Here is an 18,187-nt window from a genome sequence, read left to right as displayed (position 1 = left end):
TGGGGCCCGGCGCGCATCGCCCACCTGCTGCGCCTGGTGCCCTCCACCGTGCACCGCGTGCTGGTGCGCTACAAACTGGCCCGCCTGACCCACCTGGACCGGGCCACCGGCCGCGTCATACGCCGCTACGAACGCGAACGCCCCGGCGAACTGGTGCACGTCGACATCAAGAAGCTCGGAAACATCCCCGACGGCGGCGGCCACAAGACCCTGGGCCGCCAGGCCGGCCGCAGAACACGCGCCAACGCCGGCTACAGCTACATCCACACCGCTGTCGACGACCACTCCCGCCTGGCCTACTCAGAGATCCACACAGACGAGAAGAAGGAGACCGCCATCGCCTTCTGGAGCCGGGCGCAGGCGTTCTTCACCAGCACCGGGATCACCATCGAACGAGTCCTGACCGACAACGGCGCCTGCTACAAGTCCCACGCCTGGCGCGACGCCCTGGCCCAGGCCGGGATCGCCCACAAGCGAACCCGGCCCTACCGACCCCAGACCAACGGCAAAGTCGAACGCCTGAACCGCACGATGCTGGACGAGTGGGCCTACGCCCGCCCCTACCACTCAGAACAAGAACGACGTGACACCTTCCCTGCCTGGCTACACACCTACAATCACCACCGCGGACACACCGCACTCAAAGGCCAGCCACCCGCCAGCCGCGTCCCCAACCTCACAGGGCAATACACCTAGGGCTGGCGGACGATCCTTGATGCAGCCGGAGAAATCACTGCGACCAGCAACAAGCGCCTCCGTGCGTCACGATAGCGCCCAGGACTGACAACGGACGCCTCTTCCCAACCCCGTCCGGCGCCTACGGGGATCGAGTTCACCAGGCGCTCGGCATCGCCGACGAGGAACCGGCTCACCCCGTCGCTCACTAACAGTGAGCATCCAAGCTCATGATTCGCCAACTATGCCTCTCATGATTTGCCAACGCGGATTCTCCACGCGCTCCCGACCTGCGCGTCTCAGTCCATGATTCGCCAACTAAAGTTCTCGGTCACAAACGGGTGCACGGGTGGACGACCTGATCGTTCCGGCACTGCTCGTCGCCCTGGCAAGCCGGCGGGCTTCAGGCGCGTGTGCGAGCTGTGGGCGGCACGCGGCGGGCCCGCCGGGCGCCCGTGCCCTCGCCGCGGGCACGGTGGTAGGCCGCTCGGGGCCGAACCGCCCCGCCGGCCACGGCCAGACCCGCCGGCGCGGAGGGCTGGCCGGCCGATACCGGGTGCCCGGGGAACGGCAGGGTCCCGGGCCGGGCCCCGGGGTCGTTCCGCCGCTCAGTTCTTCGGCGGGACCTCCGGGACCGGCAGCAGCAGGGCGCCGAAGGCGCCCGTCGGGACCGCCGGCTGCCGCGGGGGCACCGGGCGGAGGCGGGTGTACGGCCGGCCCTGGGCGGGGCGGGGGTCCTCCTCGCCCTTGTTGGGCCACAGCGCCATCGCCCGCTCCGCCTGCGCCGTGATCGTCAGCGACGGGTTCACGCCGAGGTTGGCGGAGACCGCCGAGCCGTCCACGACGGAGATGCCGGGGTGGCCGTACAGCCGGTGGTACGGGTCGACGACGCCGTGCTCGGCGTCCTCGCCGATCGGGCAGCCGCCGAGGAAGTGCGCGGTCAGCGGCGTGCCCATCAGCTCGCCGAGGTTCGTGCCCGGCTGGCCGCCGATCTGCTCGGCGAGCAGCCGCGCCGCCTCCGCGCCCTCGGGAAGGTGCACCGGGTTGGGCGCCCCGTGGCCCTGCCGGGCCGTGAGCAGGCCCTTGCCGAGGCCCTTGTCCTTCAGATACGTGGTCAGCGAGTTGTCGTGGGTCTGCATGACGAGCCCGATGATCGTCCGCTCGGACCACCGGTACGTCGTGGCGGTCCGCGCGACCAGCACCGGGTGCCGCAGGTACGCGCCGAGCGCGCGCAGCACCTTGGGCAGCTTCCCCTCGGCCTTGAACTGCGGGACGCACAGCAGTGCCATCGCGTTGGAACCCTTGCCGTAGCGCACGTTCTCGATGTGCGTGGTGGCGTTGGGGTGGATCGAGGAGGTGATGGCCACGCCCTTGGTGAAGTCCAGCTCGCGCGAGCCGCGCTTCTTGCGGTACGTCCGCGGGAAGGTCACGGCGCCGACCAGCGCCTCGGAGTTGGTGCGGGTCAGCTCGCCGAGGCGCGGGGAGAGCCCGGGCAGCCGGCCGGTGCTCTTCATGCGGTGCAGCAGGGTCTGCGTGCCGTAGGTACCCGCCGCGACCACCACGCGGTCGCAGCGCAGCACCTCCCGCTTGCCGCGGCGGCGTTTGTTCGTCGGCACGGTGGTCACCTCGTAGCCGCCGCCGGCGGTCTCGTGCACGTCGACGACGGTGGTGAGCGGATGAATGACCGCACCGCTCCGCTCGGCGAGGTAGAGGTAGTTCTCCGTCAGGGTGTTCTTCGCACCGTAGCGGCAGCCGGTCATGCAGGAGCCGCACTGCAGGCACGCGGCGCGCTCGGGGCCGGCGCCGCCGAAGTACGGGTCGGGCACGGTCTGCCCGGGGGCGGCCGTGGCCCCGCCGCCGGCGTCGCGCCCGTCGCCGTAGAAGACGCCGACGGGGGTGAGCCGGAAGGAGTCGCCGACGCCCATGCGCTCGGCGGTGGCCTTCAGGTACGTGTCCGCCTCGGTGGTCGTGGGGTTGTCCCGGACGCCGAGCATCCGCTGCGCCTGGTCGTAGTACGGAGCCAGCTCCTCCTGCCAGTCGGTGATGTGGCCCCACTGCCGGTCCTGGAAGAAGGCGGGCGGCGGCACGTAGAGGGTGTTGGCGTAGTTGAGCGAGCCGCCGCCCACACCGGCGCCGGCGAGCACCATGACGTTGCTGAGCAGGTGGATGCGCTGGATGCCGTAGAGGCCGAGGGCGGGGGCCCACAGGTAGTCCCGCAGCCGCCAGGAGTTCTTGGGCAGGTCCTCGCGGGCGAATCTGCGCCCGGCCTCCAGCACGCCGACCTTGTAGCCCTTCTCGGTCAGGCGCAGGGCGGCCACCGAGCCGCCGAAGCCGGAACCGATCACGATCACGTCGTACGAGCTCATCGCTGGCCGCTCCTCGCACCCGGTGCTGCTACCTACTTGGCAGTAGATTTGCCTACCCGCGGGGAGTTGGCAATGGCCCCGACATCATCCGCCCGCCTCGCCGCGCCGTCCACTCGCCCCGGCGCTCACACCCAGCCGTCGACGTGCAGGCTCCACCGGCCGGGGCGGCCCGTCAGGCTGATCGTCGACAGCGGCATCACGTCGATGTGCCAGTACGAGGCGGGGGGCGCCTTCAGCGCGTAGACCAGCGCGGCGCGGATGATCGACGGCTCGGTGACCGCGAGCACGTGGGTGCCGTCGTCCACCGGGCGCGTGTCCAGCCAGCCCCCTATCCGCTGGATGAAGGCGATCAGCGGCTCACCGCCGTGCGGCGCCGCGTGCGGGTCCGCGAGCCAGGCGTCCACGTCGCGCGGCTCGGTCATCATCACCTCCTCCAGCGTACGGCCCCGCCACCGGCCCATGTCGCAGTCGCGCAGCGCGAGTTGGGCCAGCGGCGCGAGGCCGAGCACCCGCCCGGTCTCGCGGGAGCGCTGCGTGGGCGAGCAGTAGCGCAGCTCGGCGGAGGCCAGCGGGGAGAACACCGGAACGGCGCGTTCGGCCGCCACCCAGCCGGCCGCGTCCAGCGGCCGGTCGTCGTCGAAGCGCTCCGCGAGCCGCGAGGAGTTGCGGGCCGCGGCGAGCAACGTGAGACGAACGTTCATGCGGTGATGGTAGGAGCGCGGTCAGGCTCTGCCCAGAGCCATCCACTGGGTCGGATCGGCCAGCGGCGCGAAACCGAGCTTCGCGTAGACGCCGTGGGCGTCGCCGGTCGCCAGCAGGACGCGGCGCAGCCGGTACGGCGCCAGGTGGTCGCGGACGGCGGCGACCAGGCCACTGCCGACGCCGGCGCCGCGGGCTTCACGGGCCACGTACACGTCGCAGAGCCAGGCGAAGGTGGCGCGGTCGGTGACGACGCGGGCGTAGGCGACCTGCCCGGCGGCGCCAGGGGCCGGCTCCGGGGCGTAGACGCCGAAGTTCAGGGAGTGGTCGATCGCGGTGTCCTGCTGCTCGCGGCTGCGGCCGAGCGCCCAGTAGGCGTCGGTGGACAGCCAGTGGTGGACGAGAGCGCGGTCGAGCCGGGCGGGGTCGGTGGAGACCTCGTAAGGAGCGGGCACGGAAGCCATGGGCAGAGCCTGACACGCGGTGCATGCTCCGTACAGCCGGATTCTCCGGGAGCCGGAAGAGACGCGCGGCCCTAGACTGGCCCTCACGGAACCCACCATTTGGTGACGAGGCGGACAGGGAGGTCGACCCCATGCAGGCTGAAGTGGGCGACAAGCTGTGTGTGCACGGCCGCGTCGTCGGTCAGGAGGACCGGACGGCGGAGATCCTCGAGGTCATCGGCGCGGCAGGCGAACCGCCCTACCGGGTGCGGTTCGAGGACGACGGCCACGAGGCGCTGGTGTCGCCCGGCCCGGACTCCGTGGTCCGGCATCGGCACCGGGAGTCCGGGCAGGGCTGACGTCCGCGGCCGCGGGTGGCGGTGCGGCCGGGACGGGCGGGGACGGCGTGCGCCGCGCCTAACAGCGCGGGGGCAGCGCGGGCGTGCCGTAGTGGTCGGCGACCAGCCTGCTGACCGCGCCCAGCGGGTCCTGGGGCAGCAGGTTCGCGGAGAAGTACATGTTGCCCTGGACCTCCGGGTAGCCCTGGCAGAACGTCAGGTGCCTGGACAGCTCCGCCGGGTCGAACCACGCCTCGGGCTGCCCGGCGGCACCGACCTTGTACAGCGCCTCGCCGATGTAGAGGTTGACGCCGGTGCCGGCGACCACGTCGTTCCACCACGGCACGATCTTGGCGTAGTCGGCGACCGCGAAGCCGATGTTCCAGTACACCTGCGGGACGATGTAGTCGATCCAGCGCTCGCGCACCCACTTGCGGGTGTCGGCGTAGAGGTTGTCGTACGTCTGCGTGCCCGCCTGGGTGTCGGAGCCCTCGGGGTCGGTGGCGGCGTTGCGCCAGACCGCGAACGGGCTGACGCCGAACTGCACGTTCCGCCGGGTGCGCTTGATGGCCCGGCCCAGCTCCGCGACCAGCAGGTCGACGTTGTTGCGCCGCCAGTCGGCCTTGTCCGCGAAGGCGCCGCCGTACTGCCGGTACGTCTCCTCGTCGGCGAACTCCTCGCCCGCGACCGGATACGGGTAGAAGTAGTCGTCGAAGTGCACCGCGTCGATGTCGTAGCGGCGTACGGCGTCGAGGATGCACCGCTGGACGAAGCGGCGGACCTCCGGCAGCCCGGGGTTGTAGTAGATCTTGCCGCCGTACGGGACGATCCATTCGGGGTGCAGGTTCGCCGGGTGGTCGGGCACCAGTTTCTCCGCGAGCGCATCGTTGCGCACCCGGTAGGGGTTGAACCAGGCGTGCAGTTCCAGCCCGCGCCGGTGCGCCTCGCGCACCGCGAAGCCGAGCGGGTCCCAGCCCGGGTCCGCGCCCTGCGTCCCGGAGAGCCACTCCGACCACGGCTCGTACGGCGAGGGCCACATCGCGTCCGCCGTCGGCCGGGCCTGGAAGACGACGGTGTTCAGCCGCCGGTCCGCCGCCTCGTCGAGCCGGGCGAGCAACTGACGCTGCTGCTCGGCCGCGCTCAGGCCCTGCTGGACCGGCCAGTCGATGTTCGCCACCGTGGCCACCCACGAACCACGCATCTGCCGTGCCGGGCGGCCGTGGCCGTGCCCCGCCGCGCCGGCCGGGGCCGCGATCGCGTCGCCCGCCACGGTCACCGCGGACAGGGCTCCCACCGCCGCGGCGCCGAACCGGCGCCGGCTGAGGTGGTGCGATCTGCCGGGAGTGCTGCTCCCCATCTGGATCCTCCGAGTGTCGCCGAGAACAAGAATCCGACTGAGCCAAGTGGTCTGAACCACTCGTCAGTTGCGGCACATCCTCGCGTCCTGCCTCACCCGGGGACAAGAGCCATGCGCTACGCGGGTAACGTCAGGGTCCAAAAGGGTTGCTCATGCGGCAGGACAAGGGACGAGGAGAGACATTGACCGACATCGAACGCGTCGGAGTGGTCGGATCCGGCCAGATGGGCTCGGGCATCGCCGAGGTGTGCGCCCGCTCCGGGCTTCAGGTCGTCGTCGCCGAAACCACCGGCGACGCGCTCGAACTGGGCCGCACCCGCGTCACCAACTCGCTCGCCAAGGCCGCGGAGCGCGGCAGGATCAGCGAGCCGGAACGGGACGAGGCGCTGGCCGCGCTGAGCTTCACGACCGATCTCGGAGAGCTTGCGGACAGCGACCTCGTGATCGAGGCCGTGGTGGAGAACGAACAGGTCAAGACCGAAATCTTCCAGATCCTCGATCAGGTCGTCACCCGTCCGGACGCCGTCCTCGCCTCCAACACCTCCTCCATCCCGATCGTCAAGCTCGCCATCGCCACCTCGCGGCCCGAGCAGGTGATCGGTATGCACTTCTTCAACCCCGCGCCCGTCCAGCGCCTCGTCGAGCTGATCCCGGCGCTGACGACCAGCGACGGGACGCTCAAGCGGACCGAGGCGCTGGCCCGCGACGTGCTCGGCAAGCACGCCATCCGGGCCCAGGACCGCTCCGGGTTCGTGGTCAACGCACTGCTGATCCCCTATCTGCTGTCCGCGGTCCGCATGTTCGAGTCGGGCATCGCGACGCGCGAGGACATCGACAACGGGATGGAGCTGGGCTGCGCCCACCCGATGGGGCCGCTGAAGCTCGCGGACCTCATCGGCCTGGACGTCGTCGTCTCAGTGGCCGAGTCGATGTACGCCGAGTACAAGGAGCACCTGTACGCGACGCCGCCGCTGCTGGCGCGGATGGTCGAGGCGGGCCGGCTGGGCCGGAAGTCGGGCGCGGGGTTCTACCCGTATTCATAGGTTCGTACGACGGGACCACCTGCGGAGATGCCGGAGGCAGCGATCGCCCCACGCACCGCTGCCCCCGGATCGGATCGCCAGCCCTCAGACGGGTCTATCCCCACGTGCGCGGGGAGCTGCCCATGCGTACCCGGATGGCCAACCCCAAGGGGGGCCATCCCCGCGTGCGCGGGGAGCAGACGGGGCCGAGGAGTTTGCGGCGGGCGGGGAGGGGGCCATCCCCGCGTGCGCGGGGAGCAGACGCCATAGCGCCAGCCTTCCTCGATGATCTTGGGGCCATCCCCGCGTGCGCGGGGAGCAGGGGACCATCGAGCGGGCGGAACTCGCCAAGCGGGGGCCATCCCCGCGTGCGCGGGGAGCAGAGTCACTGACCTGGGTGTTTATCGCGGGGTGAGGCCGGTCTGAGCAACAAACGGAGATTCGGACATTTCCGCCATTCGGCCTAGCCGGGACAGTGCGTATCGCCTCAGGTACAGCTCAGCGTACGTCCATCAAGGGTCCCGCCCCGGGTCAGCAGAAAGAGTGAGTGGCCGTCGGGTGCCGGGAGGGGAGCCTCCACGGAGCAAAACCATAAGACGTCGATCGCAAGCATGAATTATCAGACAGAATCACTCAACGACGTTATCCAATACCTCGTCACCGGGTCTAATGCACGGCATGAACGACAGCCCGCCGGATCCGGCACGTATCGGTGAGCGATTGTCCTCGCCCGCCCGAGCGGTGTGGGCGAAGTCCGACCGGCGCGAGGGCGGCAGGAGCGGTGCGTGGCTGCCGCAGTGGCGGCACATGGCGGACAGCGGTGCCGTGGCCGGGCGTCTCTGGGATGACTGGCTGCCGCGTCAGGTACGGCGGTCCGTGGCCGAGGCTCTGCCGGGCGGGGCCGCGGATGCGCGGCTTCTCGCCGTGTGGCTGGCGACGGTGCATGACATCGGCAAAGCCACGCCGGCCTTCGCCTGCCAGGTGGAGGATCTCGCCGCCGTCATGCATGACCACGGGCTGGTGATGCCGACCCGCCGTCTGCTTGCCGAGCGCAGCGCGGCGCCGCACGGCCTGGCCGGACAGATCCTCCTGGACGAGTGGCTGGAGGCGCGCGGCGGGTTCGCGAAGGAGGCACGCGGACAGTTCACCGTGGTCGTCGGCGGGCACCACGGTGTGCCACCGGACGCCGGGCAGGTGAGGCATCTGCGTGGCAGGACCGATCTGTTACGCACGCGCGGGGCGTCCGAGGCCGTGTGGCGGGGTGTCCAGACGGAGTTGCTGGACGCCGCCGCCGAGGCGTGCGGGGTCCGGGACCGGCTCCCGGACTGGAGAGACGTACGGCTTCCCCAGCCCGTTCAGGTGCTGCTGTCGGCGACAGTCATCGTGGCCGACTGGATTGCGAGCAACTCCGATCTCTTCCCCTACTTCCCCGACGCGCAAGAGCAGACCTCCGTCGAGCGGATCGATGCGGCCTGGCGCGGGCTCGAACTACCCGCTCCCTGGCGTGCGGTGGTCCCGCCGACAGAATCTGACGACCACTATGGCACCCGGTTCGCCCTCCCCTCCGGCGCGCAGGTGCGTCCGGTGCAGGCCGCGGCGGTGGAGCTGGCTCGCGACATGCCCGAGCCGGGACTGCTGATCGTCGAGGCCCCGATGGGTGAGGGGAAGACGGAGGCGGCGCTGGCGGTGGCGGAGGTGTTCGCCGCGCGATCGGGCGCGGGCGGGTGCTTCTTCGCTCTGCCGACGAGGGCGACGGGTGACGCGATGTTCCCCCGGCTCCGGGACTGGTTGGCCCGGCTGCCGGATGAAGACCGGGAGCGTGGCGCGCACTCGGTGTTCCTGGCCCATGCGAAGTCCGCGCTCAATCCGCACTACACCTCGCTGATGGGCGCTCCCTCCCGCCCGTTGGCCGTGGAGACGGACGACCCGCGGACGAAGGGATCGCATCGCGTCGACGGACGCGTCGTGCACGCCGCGGAACTGGTGGCACACCAGTGGCTGCGCGGCCGGAAGAAGGGGATGCTCTCCTCTTTCGTCGCCGGAACGATCGACCAACTTCTCTTCGGGGCGCTGAAGTCCCGCCATCTCGCCCTGCGTCACCTTGCGCTGGCCGGAAAGGTGGTCGTGATCGATGAGGCGCACGCGTACGACGCCTACATGGGTACCTATCTGGACGGAGTACTGACCTGGCTGGGCGCCTACAGGGTGCCGGTCGTGGTGCTCTCGGCGACGCTCCCCGCGGGGCGCCGCCGGGAGCTGGCCCGCGCGTACGCCGGCGCGCAGGCGTACCAGGAGACCCTGCGGCCGGACGGGGCCGCGCACGTGTACCCGCTGCTCACCGCCGTCTCGGCAGGCGGCCGGGCGGTTGAACGCGCGCCGGCGACCTCTGGACGCGTCACGCAGGTGAAAGTCGAGGCGTTGCCGGACGACCCGGAGTTCCTCGCCGGACGTCTGGCAGATGAACTCGACGGTGGCGGTTGCGCTTTGGTCGTCCGCAACACGGTGGACCGGGTGCGGGAGACCGCGGCAGTCCTGCGCGCGCGCTTCGGCACGGAGGCGGTGACGGTGGCTCACGCGCGCTTCGTGGACCTGGACCGTGCCGCCAAGGACGCCGATCTTCGCGAGCGCTTCGGGCCACCGGAGACCTGTTCTGGACGGCGGCCGAAGACCGCGCACATCGTGGTGGCCAGTCAGGTCGCCGAGCAGTCCCTGGACGTGGACTTCGACCTCCTGGTCACCGACCTGGCCCCGGTGGATCTCGTCCTGCAGCGGATGGGCCGTCTGCACCGCCACAAGCGTGAGCGTCCGCCGCGGCTACGGACCGCCCGATGCCTTGTTACGGGCGTCGAGCCGGATGGCGGGGGCGGTTGGTGGACGGCCCCGGACGGGTCGCCTCCCGTGCCCGTCCGCGGATCGGCGGCAGTGTACGGGGCATGGCCCCTGCTGCGCGCCGCGGCTGTACTCCGGCCACACCTGGCAGACGGAGGACGGCCGGTGAGGCTGCCGGCGGATATCTCCCCGTTGGTGCAGGACGCGTACGGCGCCGCCCTCCTGGGCCCGGCGGGGTGGCAAGACGCCCTGGCAGCAGCGGAGAAGTCCGACGAGACACGGCGGGTCCAGCAGAAGAGGAAGGCCAGGACGTTCCGGCTCGCCTCTCCCAAGACACCGGGGCGGTCCCTGCTGGGATGGATCGACGCCGGTGTAGGCGACGCGGATGACAGCCCGGCCGGGCGCCAGCAGGTGCGGGATGCCGAGGACAGCCTGGAGGTACTCGTCGTCCAGCGCACCGCCGACGGTATGTTGCGCACTCTCCCGCAACTGCCTCCGGACGAACGCGGGCGGCGCCGCGGCGGGCTGGAGCTGCCCACCGACGCCCCACCGGACCCGACCTGCGCACAGGTGGTTGCGGCCAGTGCACTGCGGCTGCCGCGCCACTTCAGCCATGCCACCGCGGACCGTGCGGTGGCAGAACTGGAAGAGCTCTACATCGAGGCGTGGCAGGGACGCGACTGTCACTGGCTGGCGGGGGAGCTGCTCCTGGCGCTGGACGAGGAGTGTCAGTGCTCTCTGGCAGGCTTCACACTGCGCTACTCGCCCGATGACGGTCTTGAGGTGACCCGTGCCCCCTGACTCCCAGGAACCGGTTCGTGAGGCCCAGGCGGTGCCCTCCTTCGACCTGACCGCACAGCCGTGGCTGCCGGCGCTGCTGCGCGACGGCACGGAGGCGAACCTGTCTCTGGCCGAGGTGTTCGAGCGAGCCGAGGACATCCGGCGGATTCCGGGCGACCTGCCCACCCAGGAGTTCGCGCTGGTCCGGCTGCTGCTGGCGGTGCTGTACGACGCACTGGACGGCGGGCCTCCGACACGGGACGCGTGGGCGGAGCTGTGGCAGGCAGGTCCGGAGGGCTTCCCGGCAGAGCAGGTTGTGGCTTACCTGTCAGAGCATCGGGAGCGGTTCGACCTGCTTCACCCGAAGCGCCCCTTCTTCCAGACGGCGGGCCTGCGAACAGCAAAGGACGAGGTCTTCTCCCTGGACCGGATCGTCGCGGACGTCCCCAACAACGACCGCTTCCTCACCATGCGGGCGCACGGGGCACAGCGGCTGTCCTTCGCCGAGGCGGCCCGCTGGGTGGTGCACGCGCATGCCTGGGACGTCTCCGGCATCAAGACCGGTGCCGTGGGGGACCCGCGGCTCAAAGCGGGCAAGGTCTATCCGCGGGGAGTCGGTTCGGTCGGAATGCTCGGCGGCATCCTCGCGGAGGGTGCCACCCTGCGCGAGACGCTTCTGCTGAACCTGATCCCCCGCGAGGACGACGACCTGCTGCGGCACGATGACGAGGACCTGCCCGTCTGGCGCCTTCCGCAGCCGCCCGGGGCAGCTCCGCTGCCCGAGCCGGAAGCCGGGCCGCACGGGCCGCGCGGCCTGTACACCTGGCCGGCCAGGCGGGTGCGGCTGCACCATGACGGCCGTGAAGCGTACGGCGTGGTGCTCGCCTACGGGGACCCGCTTCCCTACCGGGACATGCACGGCTGCGAGCCGATGACCGGCTGGCGGCGCAGCGCGCAGCAGGAGAAGAAGCTGCGGACCAGCCCGGTCTACCTCCCGCGCACCCATGACCCGGCCCGCGCCGCCTGGCGGGGTCTTGCCTCGCTGATCACCGGCTATCCGCCCGAAGCGGCGCAGAGCGCCGCCGGCCGGGGCGCGGCACCGGGACTCACGCCTCGCGTACTGGAGTGGCTGGGCCGCATGGCGGAAGAGAGCGCCGTGCTGGACCGGGACCACCTGCTCAGGGTGCGGACGCTGGGCTGCGAGTACGGCACCCAGCAGTCCGTCATCACCGACGTGGTGGACGACAGCCTGAGCCTCTCCGTCGCACTACTCTCGCAGCAGAGTAGCGAGCTGCGGGACACGGCGGTACAGGCCGTACAACTCGCCGAGACCGCGGTCTGGCTCCTGGGCAACCTCGCCGCAGGTCTCGCCGAGGCCGCGGGCGCCGAGCAGGGGACGCCGCGGGCGGAGGCCCGCGATCGTGGCTTCGGCGAGCTGGAAGGCCACTTCCTCCGGTGGCTGGCGACGCTCACGTCCGGCGCGGATACCGAAGAGCGGCTGGAGAGCTGGCGCCGCACCGCGCACGACCGCGTACGGGCGCTCGGCTCGGAACTGGCCGAGTCCGCCGGCGAGGCCGCCTGGGAAGGCCGCGTGCTGCCGACCGCGAAGGGCGGCACGTACTGGCTGAACACCGCGAGCGTGGAACACGCATTCGACAGGGAACTGCGCAAGCGCGTCCTGGCGCCGGAGGACGACGGCCCCCCACCCGGCCCTGCCGGCGACCCCCCGTCACCGAGCCCACCAGAGGAGCCCACGCCATGACCACCAGCGGCCCGACGCCCACCGCCGTGCGGTGGGACGTGTACGAACCGGGGCCCGCCGGCCGTACGGTACGGGAGTGCCTGGAGCCGATCCAGCGCGGCTACGTGTGGAACGATGAGGCATGGGCCGTTGCCCGGCTCGCCCAGCTCCGGCGTGGTGCGGGGAAGGCGCCGGAGGAGGTCCCGGAGCTGTTCGGTCTGATCGACATGGAAGCGCTCTACACTCCCGAGGGCCGGGTGCGGGGCTGCAGACACGGACCTGCCGCCGTTCACCTGGCGGTCACCTTGTACGCGCTGCACCAGCAGTCCAGGCGTACCGACCCCATGCACGTCCCCGGCCGGCGGTTCGGCGGCGCCGTTCGCGCGCTGATGCCGGAGGGCAAGATCGACGAGACACTGCGCCGTCGTTTCGTCCGGGTCACCGGGGCCACGTCGGCGAACGTGCTGGCGTACCGACTGCGGGAGTTGGTCCTGCTGCTGCGCCGCGCGGGCAAGCCTCTGGACTACGCCCGGCTCGCCGATCAGATCGAGAAGGTCCTCGATCCCGCCCGGCGTCTGCGGGCCCGCCAGGAATGGGGCCGTGAGTTCCACGCCTGGCGTCCGCCCAAGGACACCGAGGACGAGCATCCCACCAACGACGGCGGTTCACCCGCCACCGGGCATGACAGTGAGGAACACCCGTGAGCCGTACGATCGTCGACATCCACGTTCTCCAGACGGTCCCGCCGAGCAACCTGAACCGCGACGACACCGGCACGCCCAAGTCCGCCGTCTACGGCGGAGTACGCCGTGCGCGGGTGTCCAGCCAGGCGTGGAAGCGCGCCACCCGTACGGCGTTCAAGCAACTGCTGGACCCGGCCGAGCTGGGCGTGCGCACGAAGAAGGTCGCCGAGCTGATCGGTGAGACGATCCGGGATCTTCGGCCGGAGGTCACCCCCGAGGAGTCATGGGAGCTGGCCAGGGCCGTGGTGGAGGCGGGTACCGGCGCCGGCCTTGAGGTCCCCGAGCGCAAGAAGTCCGGGAAGAACAAGAACTCCCCCAAGGCTGCCGCGGCCACCGAGGAGGCGAAGCCGCTGCCGCCCGAGTCCAAGTACCTGATGTTCCTCAGCGCCCAGCAGCGACGCGGGCTGGCAGAGTTGGCGATCGAGGGCCGCCCGGACATCGGCGGGTTCCTCAAGGTCAAGAAGAACAGGGAGCGCGCCAGGGAGACCGCCGACACCCGCCACTCCGTCGACATCGCCCTCTTCGGCCGGATGGTCGCCGACGGAGCCGACATCAACGTGGACGCCGCCGCCCAGGTTGCGCACGCCCTCAGTGTCCACGCGGTGGAGAACGAGTCGGACTACTACACGGCGGTGGACGACGAGAACGAGGCGGACGAGACCGGTGCCGGCATGATCGGCACCGTGGAGTTCAACTCCGCGACGCTGTACCGCTACGCCGCCCTGGACGTCGACCGGCTCGCCGACAACCTCGGCCAAGGTGTGGCCGAGGACGCCGACCGGGCCACGCCGGTGTGCCGCGCGGTCGAAGCGTTCGTCCGCGGCTTCGTCTCCTCCTTGCCCACCGGCAAGATCAACACCTTCGCCCACCACACCCCGCCGGACGCCGTGGTGGTCAAGCTGCGCGAGAGCCGGCCGGTCAACTTCGTGGGGGCGTTCGAGGAGCCGACGATGGCCGAGTCGGGCAGCGGCCACGTCCGGCAGGCCAGCGAGCGCCTGGCCGAACAGATCGCCGACGTGGAGCGGGAGTTCAGCGAAGAGGCCCTGGCGACCTGGGTGGTCCTCGCCGGTCGCAACACCGCCAAGCTCGCGGAGGCCGGCACCCGGGTCACCATGGACGAGCTGGTCGCGAGCGTCGGCGCGGCGGTCGCTGAGCGACAGGGCGGCAGGCAGTGAGTGTGCTGCTGCTCCAGCTCGCCGGCCCGCTCCAGTCCTGGGGCGCCGCCTCGCGCTTCTCGCGGCGCTCCACGGAATCGGCGCCGACCAAGAGCGGGGTGCTCGGGCTGCTCGCCGCCGCCCAGGGCCGCCCCCGCACCGCCGACCTGTCGGATCTCGGCACGCTGCGCTTCGGTGTACGCGTCGATCAACCCGGTACACGCGTGCGGGACTTCCACACCGCGCACCATCAGGTGAGCGGCAAGGCGATGCCGGTCACCGAGCGTTTCTACCTTGCCGATGCGGTGTTCCTGGCCGCGGTCGAAGGTGACCGGGCCCTGATCGAGGAGCTGCATGCCGCGGTGCGTGCGCCGCACTTCCTGCCGTTCCTCGGCCGCCGCGCCTGCCCGCCCGCGCGGCGGCTCGATCTGGGCGTCCGGCACGACGCGGGTCTGGAGACGGCGTTGCTGGAGCATCCGTGGCTCGCCTCGCCCTGGTATCGGCAGCAGACCGCCCCTGCCGCCCCGGACCGGCTTCCCGTGCTGCTGGACTCCGCACCCGGTGACCCACCCGGCGACATCGTGGCCGACCAGCCGCTCAGCTTCGATCCGCGCCACCGCCGGTACGCCCGCCGGTCGGTGCGGCGCGGAGCCGTAGCACGGCCGGTCGAGGCCCCGGAGCACGACCCGATGGCACTGCTGGAGAGCGACTGATGTACCTCACGCGCTTCCGCATCAACACCGCGCGCGCCGGAGCCCGCTACCTGCTGTCCTCACCCCAGCGCCTGCACGCGGCGCTGCTCGCCGGCTTCCCCGGCCTGCCCGCCGCCCCTGAGGCCCGGCCCCGGATCCTCTGGCGCCTGGATCACACCGACCGTACCGACGTGCAGGTCTACCTCGTCAGCCCCGACCGTCCCGACCTCACGTGCCTGGTGGAGCAGGCCGGCTCGCCCGCGCTGGCCGAGCCCGGTGCCCCCGGCTGGGAGACCCGGCACTATCAGCCGTTCCTACGGCGCCTGGCCAAGGGCGACCGCTGGTCATTCCGGCTCACCGCCAACCCGGTGCACAGCATCCGCCGCAAGGACGGGGAGCCGACCAAACGTACAGCGCATGTCTCCCCGCGCCACCAGCTCGGCTGGCTGCTGAAGCAGCAGGAGAGGCACGGATTCGAGCTGCTCCGTGGGGTGGCGCCGGACGCTGAGGATCCGCTGGACCGGTACGCCGTGGTCGTCCACGGCCGCCGCGACCTCTCCTTCCGCAAACACCCCGGCGACCCGGCGCCTGACCCGCGCCGGAAAGGAAACGGCTCCCGCAGCGGCCCGGTCACCCTGGTCACCACCGTCTTCAGCGGCCGACTCGAGGTCACCGACCCGGCAGCCCTGCGGAACGCCCTCACCCAGGGCATCGGCAGGGCCAAAGCGTACGGCTGCGGACTGCTCACCCTGGCAGCGCAGGAGTAGCCGATGACCACCGTCAGCAGGCGCGGCGCTTCCTCACCACGCGAACTCACCCGGATCGGCGACCGGTTGTCCTTCGTCTACCTGGAGCGCGCCGTCATCCACTGTGCCGACAACGCGATCACCGCCGCCGACGGCGACGGCGTACGCCACCTCCCGTCCGCGACCATCGGCACGCTGCTGCTCGGACCGGGCACGAAGATCTCCCAACAGGCGGTCCGGCTGCTGGGCGAGAGCGGCGTCGGCATCGTGTGGGTCGGAGAACACGGCGTGCGCTACTACGCCGGCGGCCGGGCACTCTCCCGCTCCGCGGCGCTGGCCGAGGCCCAGGCACGGCTGTGGGCCAACCCGCGGACGCGGCTGGAGGTCGCCCGCTCGATGTACGCGCTCCGCTTCCCCGACGACGACCCGGCCGGCCGCAGCCGCCGCGAGCTGCTCGGCAAGGAAGGCGATCGCGTCAAAGCGTGCTACCGGGCCGAGGCGGCCCGCACCGGCATCCGCTGGCGTGGACGCCGCTACGTCCAGGGCGACTTCACGTCCGGCGACGCCCCGAACCAGGCCGTCACCGCCGCCGGGCAGTGCATGTACGGCATCGCACAGAGCGTGGTCGCAGCACTGGGCTGCATCCCCGGGCTGGGCTTCGTCCACTCCGGCCATGAGCTGTCCTTCGCCCTGGACATCGCGGACCTCTACAAGACGGAGATCGGCATCCCGGTCGCCTTCGACGTCGCCGCGGAGAGCGAAGAGGACATCGGCCCCCGGGTGCGGCGAGCGCTACGCGACCGCGTGCACGCCGGCCGACTGCTGGAGCGCTGCGTCCACGACGTGAAGCAACTGCTCACCCCCGGGACGACGGTTGACTCCGCCGAGGAGGTCCACGCCCCGCAGCGCGACAGGGTCACGCTCCAGACCGACCGCGGCGAAGAAGTGGAGTCCGGCCGCAACCTCGGCGAGGGGCTGATCTGGTGACCGTGATCGTCCTCTCCAACTGCCCCGTCGGACTGCGGGGCTTCCTCACCCGCTGGCTGCTCGAAGTCTCCCCCGGCGTCTTCGTCGGCAGCCCTTCGGCCCGTATCCGCAGCGCGCTCTGGGCAGCGGTGGAAGAGCACGCGCACGACGGCCGCGCCCTGCTGACATACACCACCGACACCGAGCAGGGCTACACCTTCGAGACCCGCGACCACCGGTGGCTGCCCGAGGACCACGAGGGCGTCACGCTCATCCGCCGCCCCACCGACCAGCCCACCGGCCCCACCCGCCCACCCCGCCAGGGCTGGAGCACCACCGCGAAACGCCGCCGCTACACCCGCTGACCGAACGAGCCGGGGGCGGAAGGCACCCCGTGTCTTTCCGCCCTCGGCGCCGGCAGGCCGCCGGTTGTCGCGCGGGCCGGGACCGACTCAGGCCCTGCGCCGTGGTGACCCGCCGGTGGTCAGGCTTCGGCGCCGGGCCCGTTCGCTCGTTGGGCGGGTGCGGTGTCGTGGGGAGGCGCGCCGAGGCCGGGCGGGAGCGGTGGGTCGGCCGGGTCCTCCGGGGGGGCGGGGTAGGCGTAGTCGTACGTGGCCGCCGCGACGTGGAGTGGGAGCGTTGGGCCCCCTCGAAAGCCGGCGGCCGTCGCGCGGTCCCCGGTTTCGGGGATGGCCGGCGAGGGGCGGGAGTGATCGGCGGTAGGGCCTTCGCATCCCGCCGGGACCGTCCCGAGGCCCGACGCCCTATGCGCGCAACGCCCGTGCGGGTGCACGTAGGCGGGCGAAACCGCCGGTAACCCCCGCCAGGAAGCGGTACAAATCGCCCACCTTCCTCGACTTTCGCGCATCGGCGTGCGCACGCCCGGGCCAGGGGTGCAGGTCACCCTTCACGGGGACCCGGGCGCACGCGAAGGCGCCGAACCCGCGGTAACACCCTCCGCGAAATAGGGCGATTCGCCCACTGGCCTCGACTTTCGCGCATCCGCGTGCATCGGTTATCTGCCTGGACGTCTCCCGGCCCTCGTGGCCCGCCCACAGCCCCCGGGCCCTGCGGGCCCGAGGCCGCCGCCCCGGTGCCGTGCCCCGCCCGCGTTCGGGCTGCCGGACCCGCTCCGGCGGATCCCCGGCTCTCCGGGCAGCCCGCGGCCACCGGCGTCTCAGCGCCCGGCCCTCCGCCGGTATTCGCCGTCAGGCCGGGGCCCGGCGCCGGGGCGTGGCGCCGCGCGACTGGGCGCATCCGCGAGGAGGCGGGGCCGTCGAGGGCTGGACCCCGCCCGCCGGGCACATCGGCGAGCGGGGCGGGCCCGGCCCCGGTGTCCGCCCCCGTCCGCCGGGGTCTGCATCCGTAGCCCTGCCGGAGGGTGCCCGCTCCCCCTGGGCCACCCTTAGCTGCCGGTCGTTCACGGGCCGGAGTCCGGAGTCAAGGGTGGGGCGAAGCCCCATCGCGCAGCGACGCCCCCGCAGCGAAGCGGAGGGGGCGCCCTTGACGCCGGACGCAGGCCCGACAATCAACAAGCGGGGTGGCCCGGGGGGAGCCCCCACGACACCGCCCCACCCCGACACCGACACCCCGACACCGGCCCGCCCGGCGACCGCCCGCCCCCGGCGCCGCCGTA

At 71.7% G+C, this 18,187-nt stretch carries 15 protein-coding genes and 1 CRISPR repeat array; of the genes, 11 read left to right on the top strand and 4 right to left on the bottom strand.

Translation table 11 applies throughout. From position 1 onward, the window contains the following. Window positions 1-696 (top strand): IS481 family transposase (locus I003_RS0127625; protein ID WP_027774459.1); only part of this gene is annotated, 696 nt, incomplete at its 5' end. 587 nt (window positions 697-1,283) lie between these two features. Here I003_RS0127625 and I003_RS0127620 read toward each other — a convergent pair. From I003_RS0127620 to I003_RS0127610, 3 genes are all read right to left on the bottom strand, one after another. Beyond that, a complete protein-coding gene (locus tag I003_RS0127620) occupies window positions 1,284-3,041 on the bottom strand; it encodes a GMC family oxidoreductase (RefSeq protein WP_027774458.1) in 1,758 nt (585 codons plus the stop codon). 125 nt (window positions 3,042-3,166) lie between these two features. After that, complete coding sequence (locus I003_RS0127615; RefSeq protein WP_027774457.1) at window positions 3,167-3,742, bottom strand: histidine phosphatase family protein; 576 nt, start codon at window positions 3,740-3,742, stop codon at window positions 3,167-3,169. A 21-nt stretch (window positions 3,743-3,763) separates the two neighbouring features. Further along, entirely contained in the window at window positions 3,764-4,204 is a 441-nt protein-coding gene (locus tag I003_RS0127610; protein WP_027774456.1) for a GNAT family N-acetyltransferase, read from the bottom strand. 131 nt (window positions 4,205-4,335) lie between these two features. On the opposite strand from I003_RS0127610, the gene I003_RS0127605 reads away from it, so the two are divergent. Continuing rightward, window positions 4,336-4,542 carry a DUF1918 domain-containing protein gene (locus I003_RS0127605; RefSeq protein WP_027774455.1) on the top strand — a complete coding sequence of 69 codons (207 nt, stop codon included), beginning with the start codon at window positions 4,336-4,338 and terminating at the stop codon, window positions 4,540-4,542. A gap of 58 nt (window positions 4,543-4,600) precedes the next feature. Here I003_RS0127605 and I003_RS0127600 read toward each other — a convergent pair whose 3' ends face one another. Beyond that, window positions 4,601-5,878, bottom strand: a complete 1,278-nt coding sequence (locus I003_RS0127600; protein WP_486584417.1) for a glycoside hydrolase family 10-like protein — start codon at window positions 5,876-5,878, stop codon at window positions 4,601-4,603. A 182-nt stretch (window positions 5,879-6,060) separates the two neighbouring features. Here I003_RS0127600 and I003_RS0127595 point away from each other — a divergent pair, with 182 nt between their 5' ends. From I003_RS0127595 to cas2e, 9 genes are all read left to right on the top strand, one after another. Continuing rightward, entirely contained in the window at window positions 6,061-6,921 is an 861-nt protein-coding gene (locus I003_RS0127595) for a 3-hydroxybutyryl-CoA dehydrogenase (RefSeq protein ID WP_027774453.1), read from the top strand. A gap of 90 nt (window positions 6,922-7,011) precedes the next feature. After that, window positions 7,012-7,283: a CRISPR direct-repeat array (repeat unit 29 nt; unit sequence GGGGCCATCCCCGCGTGCGCGGGGAGCAG). Window positions 7,284-7,569: 286 nt separating this feature from the next. Further along, window positions 7,570-10,530, top strand: a complete 2,961-nt coding sequence (gene cas3 / locus I003_RS36580; protein WP_486584416.1) for a CRISPR-associated helicase Cas3' — start codon at window positions 7,570-7,572, stop codon at window positions 10,528-10,530. Next, window positions 10,520-12,271, top strand: a complete 1,752-nt coding sequence (gene casA, locus I003_RS36575) for a type I-E CRISPR-associated protein Cse1/CasA (protein WP_027774451.1) — start codon at window positions 10,520-10,522, stop codon at window positions 12,269-12,271. The genes cas3 and casA overlap by 11 nt, the downstream gene beginning before the upstream one ends. After that, a complete protein-coding gene (gene casB / locus I003_RS33460) occupies window positions 12,268-12,954 on the top strand; it encodes a type I-E CRISPR-associated protein Cse2/CasB (RefSeq protein ID WP_027774450.1) in 687 nt (228 codons plus the stop codon). The genes casA and casB overlap by 4 nt, the downstream gene beginning before the upstream one ends. Continuing rightward, window positions 12,951-14,168, top strand: coding sequence for a type I-E CRISPR-associated protein Cas7/Cse4/CasC (gene cas7e, locus I003_RS0127575; protein ID WP_027774449.1), 1,218 nt, complete (start codon window positions 12,951-12,953; stop codon window positions 14,166-14,168). The genes casB and cas7e overlap by 4 nt, the downstream gene beginning before the upstream one ends. After that, window positions 14,165-14,860, top strand: coding sequence for a type I-E CRISPR-associated protein Cas5/CasD (gene cas5e / locus I003_RS0127570; RefSeq protein ID WP_027774448.1), 696 nt, complete (start codon window positions 14,165-14,167; stop codon window positions 14,858-14,860). The genes cas7e and cas5e overlap by 4 nt, the downstream gene beginning before the upstream one ends. Then, on the top strand, window positions 14,860-15,606 hold the full coding sequence (gene cas6e, locus I003_RS0127565) for a type I-E CRISPR-associated protein Cas6/Cse3/CasE (protein ID WP_027774447.1): 747 nt from the start codon (window positions 14,860-14,862) through the stop codon (window positions 15,604-15,606). Before cas5e ends, cas6e begins: the two co-directional genes overlap by 1 nt. Window positions 15,607-15,609: 3 nt before the next feature. Further along, the gene (gene cas1e, locus I003_RS0127560; protein WP_027774446.1) at window positions 15,610-16,572 is read left to right on the top strand and encodes a type I-E CRISPR-associated endonuclease Cas1e; all 963 of its coding nucleotides are present in this window, start codon (window positions 15,610-15,612) and stop codon (window positions 16,570-16,572) included. Then, window positions 16,569-16,916, top strand: coding sequence for a type I-E CRISPR-associated endoribonuclease Cas2e (cas2e, locus tag I003_RS0127555; protein WP_027774445.1), 348 nt, complete (start codon window positions 16,569-16,571; stop codon window positions 16,914-16,916). The genes cas1e and cas2e overlap by 4 nt, the downstream gene beginning before the upstream one ends. Window positions 16,917-18,187 lie beyond the last annotated feature (1,271 nt).

The sequence above is a fragment of the Streptomyces sp. CNQ329 genome (genome assembly GCF_000482585.1).
The sequence above is the reverse complement of the archived record's forward strand: the minus strand, read 5'-3'. Positions and strand labels throughout refer to the sequence as shown.